Source organism: Vibrio sp. Of14-4, from assembly GCF_022347625.1.
GTDB lineage: Bacteria > Pseudomonadota > Gammaproteobacteria > Enterobacterales > Vibrionaceae > Vibrio > Vibrio pristinus.
In genome coordinates, this window is the sequence record NZ_JAKRGI010000010.1 from 129,783 (window position 1) to 147,300 (window position 17,518).

21 protein-coding genes are annotated in these 17,518 nt (G+C 41.0%); all 21 read right to left on the reverse strand.

Translation table 11 applies throughout. The annotated features are described in order from the left end of the window. Nucleotides 1–86: 86 nt before the first annotated feature. The gene (locus tag MHN79_RS11580) at nucleotides 87–3,740 is read right to left on the reverse strand and encodes a type III secretion system effector BopA family protein (RefSeq protein WP_239173024.1); all 3,654 of its coding nucleotides are present in this window, start codon (nucleotides 3,738–3,740) and stop codon (nucleotides 87–89) included. Next, nucleotides 3,730–4,161, reverse strand: a complete 432-nt coding sequence (sicP, locus tag MHN79_RS11585; RefSeq protein ID WP_160927481.1) for a chaperone SicP — start codon at nucleotides 4,159–4,161, stop codon at nucleotides 3,730–3,732. Before sicP ends, MHN79_RS11580 begins: the two co-directional genes overlap by 11 nt. Before the next feature lie 24 nt (nucleotides 4,162–4,185). Then, entirely contained in the window at nucleotides 4,186–5,199 is a 1,014-nt protein-coding gene (locus MHN79_RS11590; RefSeq protein WP_160927483.1) for a TyeA family type III secretion system gatekeeper subunit, read from the reverse strand. A gap of 2 nt (nucleotides 5,200–5,201) precedes the next feature. Next, nucleotides 5,202–5,864 carry a type III secretion protein gene (locus MHN79_RS11595; protein WP_239173025.1) on the reverse strand — a complete coding sequence of 221 codons (663 nt, stop codon included), beginning with the start codon at nucleotides 5,862–5,864 and terminating at the stop codon, nucleotides 5,202–5,204. Then, nucleotides 5,861–6,439, reverse strand: coding sequence for a type III secretion system domain-containing protein (locus MHN79_RS11600; protein ID WP_239173026.1), 579 nt, complete (start codon nucleotides 6,437–6,439; stop codon nucleotides 5,861–5,863). Before MHN79_RS11600 ends, MHN79_RS11595 begins: the two co-directional genes overlap by 4 nt. A gap of 2 nt (nucleotides 6,440–6,441) precedes the next feature. Next, nucleotides 6,442–7,176, reverse strand: a complete 735-nt coding sequence (sctJ, locus tag MHN79_RS11605; protein ID WP_160927489.1) for a type III secretion inner membrane ring lipoprotein SctJ — start codon at nucleotides 7,174–7,176, stop codon at nucleotides 6,442–6,444. Further along, a complete protein-coding gene (gene sctI / locus MHN79_RS11610) occupies nucleotides 7,173–7,478 on the reverse strand; it encodes a type III secretion system inner rod subunit SctI (RefSeq protein WP_239173027.1) in 306 nt (101 codons plus the stop codon). Before sctI ends, sctJ begins: the two co-directional genes overlap by 4 nt. Next, complete coding sequence (locus MHN79_RS11615; protein ID WP_239173028.1) at nucleotides 7,468–7,773, reverse strand: EscG/YscG/SsaH family type III secretion system needle protein co-chaperone; 306 nt, start codon at nucleotides 7,771–7,773, stop codon at nucleotides 7,468–7,470. Before MHN79_RS11615 ends, sctI begins: the two co-directional genes overlap by 11 nt. After that, the gene (gene sctF, locus MHN79_RS11620) at nucleotides 7,770–7,985 is read right to left on the reverse strand and encodes a type III secretion system needle filament subunit SctF (RefSeq protein WP_160927495.1); all 216 of its coding nucleotides are present in this window, start codon (nucleotides 7,983–7,985) and stop codon (nucleotides 7,770–7,772) included. The genes MHN79_RS11615 and sctF overlap by 4 nt, the downstream gene beginning before the upstream one ends. A 9-nt stretch (nucleotides 7,986–7,994) precedes the next feature. Then, a complete protein-coding gene (locus tag MHN79_RS11625) occupies nucleotides 7,995–8,696 on the reverse strand; it encodes an AraC family transcriptional regulator (protein WP_160927497.1) in 702 nt (233 codons plus the stop codon). Between the two features lie 197 nt (nucleotides 8,697–8,893). After that, nucleotides 8,894–9,892 carry a hypothetical protein gene (locus tag MHN79_RS11630; protein WP_239173029.1) on the reverse strand — a complete coding sequence of 333 codons (999 nt, stop codon included), beginning with the start codon at nucleotides 9,890–9,892 and terminating at the stop codon, nucleotides 8,894–8,896. A gap of 11 nt (nucleotides 9,893–9,903) precedes the next feature. After that, the gene (locus MHN79_RS11635; RefSeq protein ID WP_160927501.1) at nucleotides 9,904–10,392 is read right to left on the reverse strand and encodes a tetratricopeptide repeat protein; all 489 of its coding nucleotides are present in this window, start codon (nucleotides 10,390–10,392) and stop codon (nucleotides 9,904–9,906) included. Between the two features lie 60 nt (nucleotides 10,393–10,452). Next, nucleotides 10,453–11,058, reverse strand: a complete 606-nt coding sequence (locus tag MHN79_RS11640) for a pathogenicity island effector protein (RefSeq protein WP_239173030.1) — start codon at nucleotides 11,056–11,058, stop codon at nucleotides 10,453–10,455. Nucleotides 11,059–11,073: 15 nt separating this feature from the next. After that, entirely contained in the window at nucleotides 11,074–12,489 is a 1,416-nt protein-coding gene (gene sctE / locus MHN79_RS11645; RefSeq protein WP_239173031.1) for a type III secretion system translocon subunit SctE, read from the reverse strand. Next, entirely contained in the window at nucleotides 12,479–12,955 is a 477-nt protein-coding gene (locus MHN79_RS11650; protein WP_239173032.1) for a SycD/LcrH family type III secretion system chaperone, read from the reverse strand. Before MHN79_RS11650 ends, sctE begins: the two co-directional genes overlap by 11 nt. 10 nt (nucleotides 12,956–12,965) lie before the next feature. Beyond that, complete coding sequence (locus MHN79_RS11655) at nucleotides 12,966–13,529, reverse strand: secretion protein EspA (RefSeq protein WP_160927509.1); 564 nt, start codon at nucleotides 13,527–13,529, stop codon at nucleotides 12,966–12,968. 265 nt (nucleotides 13,530–13,794) lie between these two features. Further along, nucleotides 13,795–14,142 carry a hypothetical protein gene (locus MHN79_RS11660; protein ID WP_160927511.1) on the reverse strand — a complete coding sequence of 116 codons (348 nt, stop codon included), beginning with the start codon at nucleotides 14,140–14,142 and terminating at the stop codon, nucleotides 13,795–13,797. A gap of 29 nt (nucleotides 14,143–14,171) precedes the next feature. Then, nucleotides 14,172–14,360 (reverse strand): EscE/YscE/SsaE family type III secretion system needle protein co-chaperone, encoded by a 189-nt coding sequence (locus MHN79_RS11665; protein WP_160927513.1) that lies wholly within the window; start codon nucleotides 14,358–14,360, stop codon nucleotides 14,172–14,174. Nucleotides 14,361–14,372: 12 nt separating this feature from the next. After that, nucleotides 14,373–15,578 (reverse strand): type III secretion system inner membrane ring subunit SctD, encoded by a 1,206-nt coding sequence (gene sctD, locus MHN79_RS11670; protein ID WP_239173033.1) that lies wholly within the window; start codon nucleotides 15,576–15,578, stop codon nucleotides 14,373–14,375. Nucleotides 15,579–15,590: 12 nt separating this feature from the next. After that, nucleotides 15,591–17,042: an EscC/YscC/HrcC family type III secretion system outer membrane ring protein gene (locus tag MHN79_RS11675; RefSeq protein ID WP_239173034.1), complete on the reverse strand. Its 1,452-nt coding sequence runs from the start codon at nucleotides 17,040–17,042 to the stop codon at nucleotides 15,591–15,593. Next, nucleotides 17,039–17,428, reverse strand: coding sequence for a hypothetical protein (locus MHN79_RS11680; RefSeq protein WP_239173035.1), 390 nt, complete (start codon nucleotides 17,426–17,428; stop codon nucleotides 17,039–17,041). Before MHN79_RS11680 ends, MHN79_RS11675 begins: the two co-directional genes overlap by 4 nt. Between the last annotated feature and the right edge of the window lie 90 nt (nucleotides 17,429–17,518).

The window sequence follows — 17,518 nt, forward strand, 5'->3', positions numbered from 1 at the left end:
GCCTATATAGACATAATGGCGTGATTTGAGTCTGGAAAGTATCAGGTATACACCTGATACTTACTCCTCGCTCTATTTATGGGCTTTTAGCTAATTGCGTATTTTGCTATGGATTTTACGAAATCATCATAGATTTTATACCACTCACTCTCTTCGATGGTGTTACCAGTTAGGCTTTGAGCTACCGCAATTTCTTCTTCTCGTGTTTGCTTATAGCGACTATCAAGCTTTTCGGTCGAAGCCCTAGCAGCATTGATAAGCTCTCCCTGTAATGCCTGTTCTTGCTGCTCAATGGACATATTGGTAAAGTTGAGCGACCTACCACTGTCTTTTATCGAATCTCCAAGCAATTCAACTAATCGACTATTGTTTGTTCTCTCTTCCAATCGTGTTAGCGCTTCATCTATACGCTGCTGAGTCATTTTCTCTCTAGTTCTTTGGTTTGCGTCGTTCATGCCTAAAAAGTTGCTAGCCGCAATAAGGTTGATCATTGTCCTAGCAAAGAACCCACCGACAGACATAGCACCGAGGCCAGCTAGAGCGGCAATTGCAATTGCAATACCTCCTGTGCCGACGATCGATATCACCGAAATCGCAGCAACTGCAGCAGCGCCAATTGATATTGCTGCAGTTGTAGTTATGGTAAAGGCTCTGGCTTTCCAATTCATTTCCGACCATGTATTTTTAGCGTCTAGCCAAGCTCGTTTGATCATTCCTGTTTTATTGGTTTCAAAACAATCTCGAGAAAGCGTCCCTACATCTTGTAGCGCTTGGCGCTGCATCGTATAAGTGGCCATGGCTTGAGCTCGGTCTTTAAAACTGCCTTGGCCGATTATTCCCCTCATGAGAGCATTAACCATTATTTCTGTGGTTCTGTGTTGTGTCACTATAGTCGCAGCTTTATTTTCAGACCATGTTTGTATAACACTAAAGAGTACTCTTGCCATTGGCTCAGCAACAGCAACGCTAGGCATCAATACAGAAGCAAGGCCTCCAGCACCATTTGCCATAAGCCCACCTCCGGCAAGCCCTTTCATTGCAGCAGCCACATAAGGCGCACCTTGGGCAAGATTCAATAGCGCGATCATCTCTGGAGTCATAGATAAAGATTCTTGATTAGGTAGAAACTCTCGGCGACCTTGAAGAATATCTTTTACCTGATTTTCTACCGTACCTGTACTCCAGATAGTTGTTGCCATCGCAGCGACATCCGAACCAAAAAGAACACTGTTACTAGTTACGATCTGGAAAACATGATTTAAATTACCAGCGAGAGCTTGTGACTCTAATGGATGAGACATCGCCCAGCGATGCAAATCGACCAATGCCTTTTTGACACCTTCACGACTAATCTCTACTTTACCAGAGACTGATGATGCAAAAAGTGATAGATAGGCTTCTTTGTAACCATTTATGCCCGCTTTAGCCATTTGTCGATCGAGAAGCAGCATATTCATATTGGGCCGATAATCACTCGATAAATTACCAGTAACGTTTTGTTTGACCCAAGCAGACCAAGACTCTAGGCTATTTCCACTATCACCAGGATAATCCTTTTCTTGCTCTATCTTGCGATCAAACCTTGTTAACTCGAGTAATTGCTTTTCATACTCGTAATCAAGAAGTCGGATATCATCATTCAGTGAATCTATCTTAGACTTAAGTGGAGCAAGCTCTTGCTGATCTAAATCAGTTTGTAGTTTATTTCGCTCCTTAACCAACTCTCTGACTTTCTCATTGTTTGTCTTCAAAGAGGGTAAGAATGTGAGGAATCCTTGTAGATTAAGTCGTTGCCTTATAGAGACGATCGAGTTATCTAACATAGTGTCTATGCGAGCCAGTTTATTGCTCAAAAGTACTTTTGTATCGTGAACTTGTTGGACAGCATCACAGTGTAATTTTAGATCCTTGAACTGATCTCGCTGTGCTACTGTATCTTTAATTACCGATTCTACTAGACGTTCCGTTTCACTGCCGACTAATTTAGCGTCAGGTAAAAAGGCCTCGAGGGCTGAGACATAATTTTCTAATGCTGACAGTTTCTCTTCTATATAGTCAGAATAACGTGGCAGATTTTTGGTTAGATTATCTGCTAAACGTCCAGCTTCTATATCTGCATAGAGATCAATCCCAGCATGATTGTTGTGTTCGAAAGTGATGGTATTTCTCTGATCTAGCCACGAAGCATGATGTTGAGCTTGTATAACACTTTCAGCGCGCTGACGTATATCATCGCTTGGGGAGCTTTGTAACAGCTCGTTTTTTAATGAGTCACTTAGGTCAAGATCGTCATAATCATCAATTTTGTCTGGAATTAATGTGTTATTTTTTGCAATCAACCATTGCTGTCCAGTTGTCGCCCACAATGTTGCAACAAACTGATCGTCTTGGTGAGAATCCACTTTTATGAACTGCTTGAAATCGCGTTCAAAAACGCTTGCATTTTGACTTAGTTTACCTAGTTTACCCGTGAGATCTAGACGCTCATCTATACCATTACTCTCCTTTCTCAACTGACTTTGGCTTTGATTTAAGGCATCTGTTATCAGTAAAATAGCACCAAGCTGTGCTTTTTGTTCTGCTTTGGGAAACGCGGTTTTTACATCGTCGGCCAAATCAGGCATTTTCTCAGCAAGTAGTTCAGAAAGTGTTCTCAAATTAACCACTGACATATCCGAAGCATACTGAGCAAGTTTTTCTGGCAAACGTTGAATTAACCCTTTCTTATCTATTGATTCAGAGTCTACAACAAGGTCAAAACATAAGCGTTTTAATTCGGGAGTCATTTTCAATTTAAGATCCTGTGAACATGAGGAGTAAAACTGTTGGAAGTTTTTATACTCATTGGAGTTAGCCTCCCAAACTGTCCGGTAATTATCGACTAAGGTCTTATTTTCGCTGAGTAGTTCAGTCTCCAAACCTAAGAGTTCACTGAATTGTTTCACTTGATTAGACTCGGTTTCTGTCAAATTTTGAAATGCATGTTCTATAGCTTGTAACGCTTCGCGAAGTTGCGCTACGTTGGCGGAAAATGCGTCTAGATGTTTCCTGACACTAGTCTCTGGAAGCGGTTCATCAAACAAGTCACAAAGCGGCTCCAATTCACCATATGGAGCAGAAGCTTTGAGGATATTGTTGTATGTATTCACTTCTTTTTGAAGCTGTTTCATAGCATCCGTTTCACTGTAAAAAAAACTGCTCATATAAGATAAGGAACTCGGCACTGGTAAAATACGAGGAGCTTTACATTCAAGGAGCTTATTTCCTTGCTCATCTAGACAAGAAGATAGAGAAGCCTCACACCCTAGTCCTACACTCTCTGTTAAGTTCGATTCTACGGACTTGTCAGTATTTGAGTTAGTAACTTGATCCTCTCTAGCTGACCTGTTCTTCTCGATGGAGTCATTCATTAATTGTTTGACTACTCGGACACTTAAGGGTTTCCTTCCGCTGAGATCCATTTGCTCAGCAATCTTGTTAGCTACCTCTTCACTATGCTCATGAGCTAGCGCATTAATAAACACACACAGTACTTTTTGGTTTTCTTCCGTTTGACTACGAATAAAGTCTTTGACCGCAGGTAAATTATTAAGCAAAGGTACGTTACTAATCCATTGCAATACCTTTTCTGCAAAACCCAATTGGGCAGTTACAACTATAGGGTTGCCTGCACGGCTATCTGACAAAACAAGGGGGTTATCGCTGGCACCCTGCGTAAATTGGTTAAGTTCAATAGTCATGCTTACTACCTCTCAATAGAATAACATCTTCACTTGTAAGCTCTTGCAAGTGGAATAAACTTTGTAATTCTTCATACCGATTTATCACTTCTGTCAGTTTTGTAGTAATTTCTTCTGTATTTTCAACGTTTTCTAGTCGCGTAACATAGAGTATTACCTTACTGTGATCTTCAAAGTAGATGTAACCAGCATTAATCTGATGGAGCTTGTTGTTTACCAATAATGCTTGCTTTAGAAGCATATCCTCATGTTCTGGTTCAATTTTGGTCAACAGACATGTCACAATCCAGCCTTCGCTTTTTGGCCTAATGGAAATAAGAAGATGACTGTCGAGTAACAACATACATTGATTAGACTGATCAAATTCAAGCGGTAAACCTAGTTGCTCACCAAGTCTATTTAGTGCTAATTCATGATTCATATGCGTTTTCTCCCAAGCTATTAATTAATCATTCCATCTGTCTAAAAGCTCTAGCATTGCTTCCTGAACATGCTCTTTTTGTTCTGGGTCGCGGTAACATGCTGTTGACATAACTGCCATCAAGTCTTTCCATCGACGCAGGAAAATGACCTTACGTTCGCAAGCCAAACCAAGTCTTTCGATTATGACCGACAAGGCATCGGGATAAACCCACGACTGTTCAAGTAATTCAATTGTTATGGACATAACTGATGAGTGCTCTAACTCCATAGCACGAGCTAAAGCGCCGCAATGATCTTCAAAAGTCAAAAAAAGCAGTAATCGTTTGAGATCCTTTATTGCTGCGGCGACCATAGTCATATCATCACGCTTTTGACCCTCATCAAGTGGTTCAGACATAGAACGAATAAGAATACGGATGTATTGACGTCGATCTCGGTGTTGTTTGAGTAACTCAAACCAATGAGCTAAGCCTTGCTCACCTCTTTTAGCGTTCTGATACAGCAACCGAAGTGCTCTAAGGCCTTCTTTATCAATGTTCATACCGTGAGAAGCTGCGATAATTTCAAGCTCAATGCCTTCTTCATCCAATATTTCTCTCAAACGTGCTTTTAGCTCTTTTTTCATTGCCGAGGATAGACCTTTAAAGCTGAGTAAAGAGGTCAAAATCAATGCAACTTTGCCTTTATCTAGTCCTGACTGGTCTAATGCAGTGAAAATCTGGCTGGCTGTTTTAAATTGAGACAATTGCTCAGTCATACGATTGATTGACTCCAACGCCATCTTGTCCATTTGCTGGAGAACCTTTTCCATTCCGTTAAGCATCAAATCTTTAGGCTTATTCTCTAGATTGAGCTTTTTCATCATGCTGCTTAAACCAAGGCTCAAACCTTCCATTGTTTCTTCCAAAGCTTCTTGCCTTACTTCAGCAAGCGCTGCACTAGCAAGAGATGCTGTCGATTCAGTGGCCACTGCTGAATTGGTTTGAGTTTGTGAAAAAGCATGAAGTTCCGCGTGTATGTTTGCATCGACTCTCATTGTTAATCTCCACTGGCAATCTGTTGTAAAGCTTTATTTTCTGAGAAAGAATCAAGCAAAAGTTGTAATTGCAAATCTAAATCTAATCGGATTACCAAATACTCTGACGAGAGCTCGGCTTGAGCGCCATGCAGTTCAGATTTGACTTTAACGTTTAATTGCTCGCCAAATACGTCTTCCATCACTGAATAGCGCTCTTGTGGAACAAAAAGTGTTAGGTCATGTTGATTGCTCATGAGTGCAACCTGATCACTTAGTCTTTTGATCATAAACTGACTGATATCTTGTGTGCTCGACCATTTTTCTATCACGATTCGCATCTGTTGACGGATTCGCTCTTTAAGGTTGTCAATCAAGCTTCGTTCAACTTTTTCTTTGTCTAGCAACCAAGTGACAGCGTCACTAGTGGCTCTTTGCTGAGCTTCTTCTTTCCACGCTTCCTGTAATCGTTGAGCTTCTTTATATGCATCCTGTATGATTTTCTCCGCCTGGTCATGCGCTTGGTCTCTCTTTAACCTTGCACGACGCACAATTGCAGCGATTCGCGCACGAGCTTTAGATTCACTTTGAGAAGAGTGAATGGCAGAGTTGATCGCTTGTCTAGAAACTGTCTCTCCCACTTTTGTAAGCTCACAGCATGTCGCTGAAATAAAAAATGGCTTCATAAGAATCTCTCCAATCTGAACATCCAATTAATAACGTCCTCTACTTCGATTTCAGACAATTTAATAGGAGGTTCCATTATGGGTAAGCTAAGTGACAAGATCCCCGCAAAAGGATGACCTCTCCAATAGTGAAACAAAGCACTCGCAGAATAATACTCAGCTTTCGATAACATATTATCTGGTAACCACATGGGTGGATGCGTTGCATGTGGCCATAATGCAATGAGCTGATCAATCTGCTCCTGACTCAGCTTTGTCTGCATGACCTCTCTATATTGACTATCCCAAATATACTCAGGGCAGTTCTGGCTGATTAAGCCAGCAGCGATCAGCAGCAGCGGAAGTTTATTCATCACTGCCAACCATTTTTGAATGACGTCTAAATCTTCTATCAACCAAACACCTTCCAAACCAGCGCGGCTTAATATTACGTTATCCAATCGTTGTTCAACTAAGCTATTCGTTGTTATTAGGCCTTCACAATGGTCGAGTTCAAGTTTCTCCCACCACTCAGAATGCAGTCTGGGGCTTATATTCCGAATGGTTTTGTTCAACTGAATAACGTCTATCGCCATAGTTAATCTTCCCTTCTGCGTCTTATAGCTAAACAGGCAACACCCGCTATAAACACACTTCCCAGACCAACGGTAACTGGCGTTTTATTTGCAGCAATCCAATTTTGAATGTCCCCCCAGCCAGAAGAAGAGCTCGGTTGCACTGTAGGTTGGTAACGAAAATCAGCAGGTTGTAAGAACAAACTGATGTTTTCGTACTGAAGATCAGGAACTGCATTTTTTATCAGATTACGAATTTGTGTTTCAGAACTGCTTAAGTTGGCTTCTGGTGAATACTTTATATACACAGCAGCAGACTTATCAGTTATGTTAGAGTGGCTAGTTGACGTACCTTTAACATTTTGTGCAATAGAAACACGCGCACTAATCACACCATCCATATTTGATAATGTTCGCTCTAGCTGTTGCTCTTTCAAATAGCTCATTTTCGCTTCTTCTTGAGCAGGAGAAGAAACCAGTTGCCCTGATGGGAAAAGCTGTTCAATATCAACGTAATTCGCTTTTGGGTAACCATTTTGTCTCAACAACTCTACTGCATTGATAAACTGATCTTTTTCTATTTTGAGCGTTACTTTGCCTGTTTTAGCATCGATATCTGAATTCACGTCGATGTGATTAAGCATCAATAATGCCACCATTTGGTTGGCTTCTGACTGAGGTAGGTTTTGGTACAACTCAACCTTACACCCGGTTAATAGAAGCGCTAAAATTAAAGTTAGCCATCTATATTTTTTCATTGCATTGTCACCAATTTATTGATCGACTGAGAAAGACTACCTGCAGTTTTAGCTGCTAGGTCCACTTCTATTAGCGATCGTGTAACTAATTTCTGGCTCTCAATAGCTTGCTCTGGTGATATACCTACTGAGGCCGCAGAGTTTGGCTGCGTATCAACTAATGCACTTAATCTTGATGTTTCGTTAGCGTCCTGTTTCATCATCTGGTTAAATTTGTCCACTAATACTTCGTCTGGGTTGACTGTCTCAGTGGTTTTTTCCAGCGTGTTGCCTACTGCTTTTGCAATTGCACTAATCTCCATCACAACCTCCGGTTATAAGTGAACATATTGTGTTTGTGTCGACACTGTTTGAAGACGACAAATAAAGAAACCGTAACCCCTCAGCTCTAGGTGTATGTAAGCCATTAAGTGTTCGTATTGCTTGAGATCTTTTGTCCAATGCAAAATAAATCAAACTGGTACAAATACACCTGTCTTCCTCATCCTCAATTAAATTGGGGAACGCTTCTAGAATGCTCAGAGCCTGTTTTTCTAGTCGATGATTAGCAGCTGCAATTGCTGCCTCAACAAGCAGTTGTTTATCTGTTCTTTTCATATCTTCGAAATAATCCCTTGTACCATGTCTTTAACAGCTTTTATTAAAGCACTCTCATAACCCATAAGATTCGAATATTGCTGTACTGCAAATTGAGCTTTCAGCATTTCATCCGGATTATTAGGATCGGCTTTAGACATCTTCGATTTTAAGTCTTGTGCAGACTGAGCCGATTTTAGAGACATCTCATTGATAATGGCATTGAGGTCCATAACAAACTCCTATCTTTTTCCTGCACGTAAATCAGAGGGGCTGCAGTGATAGCGTTTTTTAAATGCCCCTATAAAGTGTGAGTGGCTACTGAAACCTGAATCAAACGCGATATCTGCTATCTTTCGGTTTGTTTCCAGAATCGTTTGCTTTGCATAACTTAAGCGTTGCTCGGTAATCCATGCCTTGGTCGACTGACCATAATATTTGTAAAATGCTGTATTTAATTTGGTCACATCCATCTGAAGTAATTCAGCATAACGTGTCACGGACCATTGCTCGTAAAGGTGTTTATTTACAAACTCGAATATCTTGTCATTAGGATCAGCATATCGATTCAATAAGTTTGAGAAATACGGCTTATCGATTTCTAGACAATAGGTAAAAACAAACCGAAGCATGACGGTCTTACTAACTGTGTGGAGCTGTTTAATTACATTTACCAACTCGTCAAATATAGGTACTGCTTTTACTGATTTATTTACCCTGTGATCATCAACATAGTTCTGATTAATAAGATCGGTGAGCAAGTGATAAATTTGGCATATTTCACCAGGGTAAAAAAAGATGCTCAGCCAGTCACTGCGGGAGGCTGCATGTATTTCAGCCTCCTCTGTCACCATGACTAGTTGGTTTGCGTCAATTTCTGTACGTTGACCTTGATAATCGATATGACCCTGTTTGTTAAACAATACGACTTGCAGTGCTTTCATATCAATGACCTTCTATTTCTTAGCTTAGGGTTAGTTTGCCAAGGTCAAGCAATATCTGGTATCAGGTCTTCACCTGAATTAGTGGGGTGGATGGGGACAGGAATGAGAAACAGAAAAATATTAATTAACTCATGAAGTATGTATAAGAAGGTCCCTAACAAATCAGGGACCTAAAAGCAAAATCATGCCATTGACTATTAACTTGTCAAAGGAGCTAGATAAGGTATCGAATCAAGCTCCCTCTTCATGGCTCTTAGTTGTTCAAACTGATCTTCTTTTTGCTTCAGTCGTTCCATTTGTTCTCGTTGTGGATCCATCTTAATTCGCAATCTTAAATTCTCTTCAGCAAGTTCTTTCGTATCTTTTTTGTGTAGTGCCTCTCTCATTGTCAGCATAGAATCACGAAAACTCACAGCAACCTCTGTTTTGTGAGCATCAAGCTCAGCTTTTGCCTTATCATGGTTAATCTTGCTACTGCCCAGATGAAATCCTAGCATTTCATTACCTGTGGCAGAGATACCGAGTCTCGCCATTTTAGTTGTTGATATAGCACTGGTTGCAGCACCTAGGCTTGATGGAACAGAAACCGTACCCGCATAAAGCGTACCTATTGTTAAACCTAATCTAAGTGTGGCTGAACTCGCTCGTGCCCAATGCTCTGCTCTTTCATCCTGCATTCCCATTTTATCCAAAAGCGCATAAACAAGGTTCGAGAGAGTATCTGACCCCATTCTTAAACCTTGCTCTCCGTTTTCCGCCTTACTCCAATTATGATATGCACACCCGGCATCTGAAACTGCAAGTGTTAATGCTATGCCTGCTGCTACGGTAAGAGGGATCCCTAAACCACCGCTAATGACAGTCGCCGCTACCGCTAGCCCTAATCCAGCACCAGCAATGACGACATTAAATAACTCTTTAAAAAACGTACTTTTAGCTACATCTACGCCAGCTTTTTCAGCTTGTTGATACAATTGCGCAGACTTTTCCATAAGTTCATGGGTGTGTGACAGATGAGAATCTATGAGAGATAGATCCTTTTCTTGCTTGGCAGAAACTGCGGGGTCCAAGTATGTTGATAAAGGCACTTGGGAAACATCAAATTTATGAAACTCAGTATCTTTTGATACATTAGCATCACTATAACTATTGACTTGAGATAGTCTAGAATTCGCGACTTCTAGAGGCATAACCATTAATTTCGCTCCTATTGGTTATATTGGTGAATTTCATCCAAAAGCGACTGAGCAAGTTGCCTTATCTCAGGCTGCTCTGGTGACAGAAAACTTTGCTTAATACTTGTTCGGAGGGCATCGGATGCTTCGTTTGTTCTATCAAGTAATAGATAACACTGGCCAATCCTAAACGTAACTCCAGCATCACATGCATCCATCAAAGTAGCGTAGCCGTAAAATATCAATGCATTTTCAAATTGCTCTAGCGCATGTAACGTCGAGGCTAATCCGAATATATATTCCCTACGCCACGGATTATTCATAACAAGATATGTGAAATGCGTTATAGCTTCGGCCATATTGCCGCTGTAATACTTATCCAAAGCGTCTTTGTAAATATTCACTAAAGCTTCTTCATCGATATTATTCAATTGAGCGAGTGTTTTATGTCCATTAATAACACTATCTATTGATTTTTTTAATCGATTGATATCGATAGAAAAAGCATTGTTACTTATCATAGAATCTCCATTGTTTGGTGAGAGCATCATTGACACGATACTCTCATATTAGTGTTGATATTAATTGCGTACAGCTGAAGTTAACTTTTCATTTAGCTCGACCAAATCCTTAAGCATCGCGTTCATCTGTTGGACTATCTGACGAGCCTTTTCAACTAACTCATTTAATGCTTTCATATAGTCTTGCGCATTCATCGCTTTAAAATCGCCAGCTATCTTGTCCATTTCAGCATCTCTAGTGATCGATGCGGAGGCCATAGTGCCAGCAGCTTCAACACTTTTGCTCATTGCTTGGCTTAAGTGAGTAGCTGCCTCTCCTATTTGGCTGGTCCCACCAACACCAGCTATCCCAATAAACCCGGATAGCGCTTGCAAAATTCCAGCTGAAATACCTGAATCTTTTGCTCTCTCTATGCCATCCCTTTTATCATTTAGTGACGCTTCTTGGATGTCATATTGCTGAGATCTTTGCTGGGCAGAATATTCCCTCATTAGCTGAAGAATTTGATTTGTTATCTTTGCTAGCTGAGTACCAAGCTCGTTGATCTGACCGATCATGTCTTCTATGTTACTTTCAGTTGGCACTGAGGATGTAGAAACGGATGGTTTCGCTGACTCAGTCGCTGTGAGCGTATTCGTACTCAAAGTTGATAAATTTCCACTCATAATAATTCCCCTTAACTAAACAGATGCATTGATAATGCGAGTTTGTAACATTGCTGATTCATTGATCACCTTAGTGGCACCATCAACAGCTTCGCCCGCTTTAGCCAGTTCACTACGATTTCTTTCATTGACTTGTTTTTTGTTCTCACCAAGCCAGTCATAACAAAACTCCATGAAATTCTGCTTAATAATGAGATCTTCAATTTGTTTCTGTAGTTTGGCTTTTTCAATTGTTATCACACCGTTAGTGATTGCTTTACCCGCACCAGCAGAAGCTCGAATCAACTCCAATGATGTATAGGTACAAGCTTTGATAGCACGGCTTATAACTTCGTTACGAACCGCTTTGACCGCCTCTTTAGTAATCTGTTCAGCAGTAACTTGGCCGCCTTTCTCCATCGCCGAAACGGCAACTTTTTCTACTGCTTGGCTGACAAATTTTTCAATTGCACTTTTGCTAAAAGCCTCTGTCAGTGATTGGGCGATGTGCCCACCTTGCTCTGCGACCTGTTCAATCGCTTGAGTTGCTCCTTTCATAAGCTGCTCTGCAACCTGCTCTGAAACTTGCTCCGAGACTTGGCTGCCTATCTGCTGGGCAATATTTGCCACTTCACTAGTTGAGCCTTTGCCGATACTTTCAACTAGCTTAGGAGCAGCTTCTGTCATCGCGGTTTCGGTACCTTTAGCAATAGAGCGTGTTGCAGATATAGCGCGCCCTGCTTGGAAAATATCCAGAGCCATACCAACTACCTCGGCTCCTAATTGAACCTTACCGGCAACATCAATAACCTGTTGGCATTTCTCTTTGTCTGCTCCACATAGTATCGCTGTTTCGGCAGCGGCTTTGACCATGCCAGCGATCCCTGCGGTAAGGTATGCGCCTCCACTGGCCATATCCATTGCACCACCGACCACATCGCCAACCGCAATACGTGCTGCACCTTCGATAAGCTTAAACACACCAATGACAGCCTCAACAGCACCGACTATCCAGTCAAATATGGCACCAAAAATACCGCCTTTATGGGCTTTCTCCGATTGCTCAATATGCTTTGCTAATTGCTCTTGAAACTCCTTTACTCGTTTATCATTTAACACCGCCTGAGTATCTGTCTTTAGCTGGCTTGATTTGGCCAATGCTTTTGCGGTATCGGTAAATACTTCAATACCAATACTGGCGACGAGAAGAGCAATGTCACTCATAGATGCATGCTCGATATGACTTACAGAAACTTTCTGGTTTGTCACACGTTCAAGTGCTTGGTTTGCCTCTTCTAAGCTAACTAGTTGGCCCTTATTTGGTGTATGCTCTAGCTGTGTAAAGGAGCGAGAATCCGGTAATCGCGCTCGTATTTTAGGAGAATCCACACCTCCAAGATCAAATGAAGGCTGCACTGCGAAATTATTATCAATATTGATATTACTGCTCATAACAGACCTCCTGCGTCAAATTTGCTAACGCTTTGTGAGAATTATCTTTTACATCCGCCCATACACCTTCACCATGACAGTCACATATCCGCAAGGCTGCTTTATATGATTTGATGGCATAAGCTATATTGCCAAGCGCACCATAACTTTTTCCGGCATAATAAGGGCTGCGTGGATCTTCGATGTTAACGATTCCAGCTCGGCCAAAACAGAATATGGCTTCTTCATGTTCTCCAAGCTGTTGGCAACAGGTACCAAGGGAGAAAAAGTAGTCAAAGTTCCATTGATCAATCTTCATCAATAGGTAGAAGATACGCTTTGCTCCCTCATAGTCTCCATAATTCATGAGCTGAGTGCCATATCGATAAAGAATATCTAGATCTTTAGGATTGATATCAGCCAACATTTTCAGAGAGCCACCTTGCTGAAGGAATGTTTGCAAAGAAGAAAAATCATTCGCTTTCATAATTTTCCTCCTATCGAATGCCTTGGAAAATAGTGTCACAAAGCTGTTTGATCATGGTTTGTAAGCTACTGATCAAACTGGTGATCATATTGGCATTTTGTGTCAGTTTTTGTATTTTTAGCTGTGCCTGCGTGACGAAATCAGAAGCACGATTTGAAACGGTTTCTAGTGCTGCTTTGACAGCTTGAAGTTTTCCTTGGTCAAGGTTAGGACCATTTTCCTGAAGATATTGGTCGATAGATTTACCACTTACCTTAAACCCATTCTGTTTCATGTAATTAATCACATCTTCTGGAAGCTGACGGGTCGCTTTATCACCTTCTTTAGCCGCTTCGGCAATTTTTTCATCCACGCGGTTTGCCATTTCTTGAGCATCACGTGTTACTCGAGATTTAAGTTGCATCTCTTCAAATTTTTGTTGACCCAATGCAAAGACAGTACTCATAAAGTCATATAAGGTGGCAATGCCAAATGAGAAGAATCCACCATCTTTTGATTCTGATGTGTAGTCATTCTTAGGGCCGTTTACTTCATGAATACTTGGTCCAGTGTTGCTTGAAATATATTCGCTCATAATATTTACCTCAAATTAATAAGTTTGTTACTACAAGCTGGGGTGTAAATTTGGAGTTCACCATTTATCATCTCAGTTTGTTGTTCCATTCTAACGTTTGAGTAAAGCGATTATTCCTAATGTTTACTGGTACCTTATAACTCTGGTATGACCAGATAAATGAGATGTCTTAAAAACTGACATAAGACATATAAAAAAACCGACACAATGTTTTCTTGTGTCGGTTATAAAAATGAAATGCTTTGTAATATGATATTTATCACTATTACATGTATTTTTTCATGCCTTTTACTTTTCGCACTGTGGGCTGATCGTCAGGTTTAGATGCTTCAGTTTCTCCTAAAGCCATAAAACCTTGTTGTAACGCTTTAAAACCATCTTCTATTTGCGTCACTTTTTTCATTATTTCTTTTTGGGGTGAAGACATACCCTCTGGGAACATCTGATTCAGCTTGTTAAGCTTTTCCCTAGCATCTGGATCATGATTAGCTCGTCCCATTAATTCTTGAATCTCTCCTTGTAGTGATTCAAATTCCTGAATTTGTTCAGTAAGTGCTCCTCTGCGGTCATTTAATGCATTCATCACAGCTTTCATATCTTCAAATGCGTCCATAATTACCTCCTATATAGGGTCTAATATTCTTACTTATAACGTTTCGCTAAAATGCCAATAACATCTTTTGCAGCGTCAATCGCTCCATTTAATGTTTGGATATTTTTATGTGGTTCATTACTCAGATCTGATTTGGTGCGATCCAGCTGACTAATCAGAGCATCTTTGATTTGCGGATCATTTTTTAAACATGTCTCTAGGTTTGTAATACGTGCCATAGTGCCTCCTACTTATAAAATGAATGGAATATGGATGACTTCACCATCGCGGCTTAAGTCCAATCCTTTTAAATCGATATGACTAACAACATAACCATTTTCCAGCTTGCTATTGATTTGTAGACGACTGCCATTGCTTAGCTCAACAAATGGGTGACTTGCATTACCGCCAAAACTAACGATCTGGCCAGATAGATAACGAGTTAAATTGTCCCTAATAGGGATATTCTCAAATCGAACATCAACAACTTGACCTGTGTTAACCATAAGGTCTTTGTTGACTTGGTATATTTGGCTACGAACATCATCATTTAGTTGGCCAGTAACGAGTATGCTTTCTTGGCGACGCTCAACCATGACACCATTCAATAAATTATGCTCACGTAGCGCACTAATAAACTTATGAACATATCCGCCCATGTCATTCGCCACTTGCCAATGCTTCAACCCTTGAATCTGTTCCAACTCTGTTGTGACCTTATCCCATTGATCACCCGACTGAATCGCCCCTGAAATCCTAACTTCACCCATACGACGAGTTGGTGCCACATGTATATTCTGGTAGCCATTCGCACTTAAAATAGACTCGACGCTACCGACTAACTTGTCCGTACATACTGCTTTAGCATTAAAGCGAATGGAATGTTGCTTAAGTCCCTCTTTTAATTTGGCCATTGAGGCTGAGTTATCACAATATCCTGTGAGAGTCACAATACCATCCGCTCCCCAACTCGCGTCTACCTGATGCAGTGCAGGCACATTGAGCTGACTTTGTAGCCATAACCTAGGGTTAAAGACAGGTACCGTTTTAACCGGAAGCATTAGCACAACTAACATGGTTACCAGAGCAAACAAACTGGTTGCAAACAAAAAGATATTGCTCAAACGGCCAGATTTTTTAGTGGAATGCGAAGGCAATTTTTGCCAAGTTAACTCTTGTTCACAGTGGCCTAAAATAAACCCGACCCCAGATAATTCTATGGGTTGGCCAAGAGGTAAGTACTCTGCAAGATTCGCTCTTTTGCCATTTACCCATGTAGCCACATTACCCTTCACCATCACTCCTTTATCATCAACGCTAAGGCTTATCGCATCAGGTTGATCAATTGGGACCATGATGTCACCACTAGGCCCCATAGAAAGGTCGCCTGAAGGGAGTTTTAACTCTCTCCCTTGCATTGGGCCTGTGAGCCATAAAAGTTTAATACTTGCTTCCATGATAGGTCCTCGTTATTGATTAACGGGTTCAGCTTTGATTAGAAACAATCGCATTACGCTCTGCTTACTGTGATCAGTGCTTCTAAAAAGTCCGCCTACTAAAGGAATATCACCCAAAAGTGGAATTTTGTTCTCCACTGTATGATCTTTATCTTGAACAAAGCCACCGAGTAAAAGGCTTTCTCCCGTTTTTAACGTCGCCTGAGTTGCAATCTCTGAGTTTTCAACCTGAGGCAATGGGTCCTTATTACTCAGTGGTTTAGACTGCTGGCCATCTTGTATGTTAAGTGACAGCATCACTTTTTTATGATGGTTTTCATTAACAAGTCTGGGCGTCACTCTAAGTAGAGAACCCGTTGTTACAGATTCGAGCTTAGCGACTTTCTCACCTTCAACTTTGGTATAGAAAGTGACATTTTTATCTAATATTGCCTGAACATTATTCAAGGTCACGACTGAGGGCCTTGATAACACTTTTGCTTTAGAATTTTGTTGCAGGGCATTTAACCTAACCATGAAGTTACCTGTGTTACCAATTACCGTAGAGAAATTGTCACTACTTAGACTTCCTTGGTTGAACGATACACTCCCCCCACCAATCTTGGCAGCTGCGGACCAATCAATACCCAATTGATTGAAATCAGAGGTATCGACGTCAATGATAGTGACTGAAACTTCAATCATGGTTGGCGTAATATCCAATTGCTTGATCAAGGACGCGTACATAGTCATGTCTTGCTTGTTAGTTCTTACGATCACAGCATTTTGTCTTGAATCTGCCGAAAAACTTGTTGTTTCTTCTTTTGGCTGTGAGCTATCTTCTTGATCAATTTGCTTCAATACGGATACGACACCAGGTACGGTGACATCTTGGCTACGATAACGATATACATTGTCTGTTGCTGATGCGTACTTCAAAGGGAAAATACGCACCTCTTTCTGTGACTTAGCGTTTTGCTGCGAGTCAGTATCAAGCTGTTTTACAAATTTAGTCACAGAGGTCACACAGGCAGGCACACCATTAACCTGCAATGCATGAAGCCCAGAGATAGAGGTGACCTCACAAGCCACTTTATCCAAAAGATTGGCTTTGGCGATATAACGAACGGCTTGATCGTTAGAAAGAGACGTAAGAGAAACGATTTCATTGGTAACTTGTCTGGCTTTGTAAACATGCAACAAATCGCCGTCATAGTACCAAACTAAGCCGTAGCGCTGTGCCAACATGGTTAGAATCTGTTTAGGTGTTTTACCGTCTATCTGGCCGCTAAATGTGTCGGTAACTTGATTGCTAACATCAATGGGAATACCATAGTTTTTACCCACATCTTCTATAACCGATTTCAATGGTGTCCCACGACTGTAAAAAACAAAGGGCTCTCCATGCCATTGCACTGAGGATATAGGTGCTGCGTGAGCAAAGTTCATGGTAAAAAGCAACAACCAACATAATAACTTCTTCATAGTTTTTTCCTCCAGAGACGAGGTTTAGTGACGAGGGTTGATTTGAGCATATCTCTTTCCAAATAGTGGATGAGAGCTAACTGCAACTGTACTGACGTAGTAAGCTCTTTATCATCCAATTCATTTGGGTAGTACGACCACAAAATCCACTCCTCTCCACGCTGTTCAAGTGCACAGTCGCGCCCCTGTTCACATGCTGCCAACACAAGTGTCGCCTGTCTTAACCAACTGCGTTCGTTTGGAGGTGTTATCAGTATTCCGAACGTGAAATAGTACTCCGATGTAATACAACGAGCTAAGCGACCAGCGCAACGGGCTTGCCAATGACTATTTGCAGGCAAATCAGCCGTATCGATGTAATTCATTGCTAGTAAACGATCGAACATTGAAAACCTCTTTTCTGAATATGAGATCATTATCATTTGTTCAATGATTACTCGCTATCAGGTGAACACCTTAATCTGAAATTGATGCAA

What these genes read in the sequence shown, in the direction of transcription:
- MHN79_RS11680 (WP_239173035.1), bottom strand. Translation starts at nt 17,428, where the DNA reads ATGTTCGATCGTTTACTAGCAATGAATTACATCGATACGGCTGATTTG.
- MHN79_RS11635 (WP_160927501.1), bottom strand. Translation starts at nt 10,392, where the DNA reads ATGATAAGTAACAATGCTTTTTCTATCGATATCAATCGATTAAAAAAA.
- sicP (WP_160927481.1), bottom strand. Translation starts at nt 4,161, where the DNA reads ATGAATCATGAATTAGCACTAAATAGACTTGGTGAGCAACTAGGTTTA.
- MHN79_RS11665 (WP_160927513.1), bottom strand. Translation starts at nt 14,360, where the DNA reads ATGGCACGTATTACAAACCTAGAGACATGTTTAAAAAATGATCCGCAA.
- MHN79_RS11650 (WP_239173032.1), bottom strand. Translation starts at nt 12,955, where the DNA reads ATGAAAGCGAATGATTTTTCTTCTTTGCAAACATTCCTTCAGCAAGGT.
- MHN79_RS11600 (WP_239173026.1), bottom strand. Translation starts at nt 6,439, where the DNA reads ATGGCGATAGACGTTATTCAGTTGAACAAAACCATTCGGAATATAAGC.
- sctJ (WP_160927489.1), bottom strand. Translation starts at nt 7,176, where the DNA reads ATGAAAAAATATAGATGGCTAACTTTAATTTTAGCGCTTCTATTAACC.
- MHN79_RS11625 (WP_160927497.1), bottom strand. Translation starts at nt 8,696, where the DNA reads ATGAAAGCACTGCAAGTCGTATTGTTTAACAAACAGGGTCATATCGAT.
- MHN79_RS11640 (WP_239173030.1), bottom strand. Translation starts at nt 11,058, where the DNA reads ATGAGTGGAAATTTATCAACTTTGAGTACGAATACGCTCACAGCGACT.
- MHN79_RS11660 (WP_160927511.1), bottom strand. Translation starts at nt 14,142, where the DNA reads ATGGACGCATTTGAAGATATGAAAGCTGTGATGAATGCATTAAATGAC.
- MHN79_RS11595 (WP_239173025.1), bottom strand. Translation starts at nt 5,864, where the DNA reads ATGAAGCCATTTTTTATTTCAGCGACATGCTGTGAGCTTACAAAAGTG.
- sctD (WP_239173033.1), bottom strand. Translation starts at nt 15,578, where the DNA reads ATGGAAGCAAGTATTAAACTTTTATGGCTCACAGGCCCAATGCAAGGG.
- MHN79_RS11630 (WP_239173029.1), bottom strand. Translation starts at nt 9,892, where the DNA reads ATGGTTATGCCTCTAGAAGTCGCGAATTCTAGACTATCTCAAGTCAAT.
- MHN79_RS11615 (WP_239173028.1), bottom strand. Translation starts at nt 7,773, where the DNA reads ATGAAAAGAACAGATAAACAACTGCTTGTTGAGGCAGCAATTGCAGCT.
- MHN79_RS11580 (WP_239173024.1), bottom strand. Translation starts at nt 3,740, where the DNA reads ATGACTATTGAACTTAACCAATTTACGCAGGGTGCCAGCGATAACCCC.
- MHN79_RS11655 (WP_160927509.1), bottom strand. Translation starts at nt 13,529, where the DNA reads ATGAGCGAATATATTTCAAGCAACACTGGACCAAGTATTCATGAAGTA.
- sctF (WP_160927495.1), bottom strand. Translation starts at nt 7,985, where the DNA reads ATGGACCTCAATGCCATTATCAATGAGATGTCTCTAAAATCGGCTCAG.
- MHN79_RS11590 (WP_160927483.1), bottom strand. Translation starts at nt 5,199, where the DNA reads ATGAGAGTCGATGCAAACATACACGCGGAACTTCATGCTTTTTCACAA.
- sctE (WP_239173031.1), bottom strand. Translation starts at nt 12,489, where the DNA reads ATGAGCAGTAATATCAATATTGATAATAATTTCGCAGTGCAGCCTTCA.
- MHN79_RS11675 (WP_239173034.1), bottom strand. Translation starts at nt 17,042, where the DNA reads ATGAAGAAGTTATTATGTTGGTTGTTGCTTTTTACCATGAACTTTGCT.
- sctI (WP_239173027.1), bottom strand. Translation starts at nt 7,478, where the DNA reads ATGGAGATTAGTGCAATTGCAAAAGCAGTAGGCAACACGCTGGAAAAA.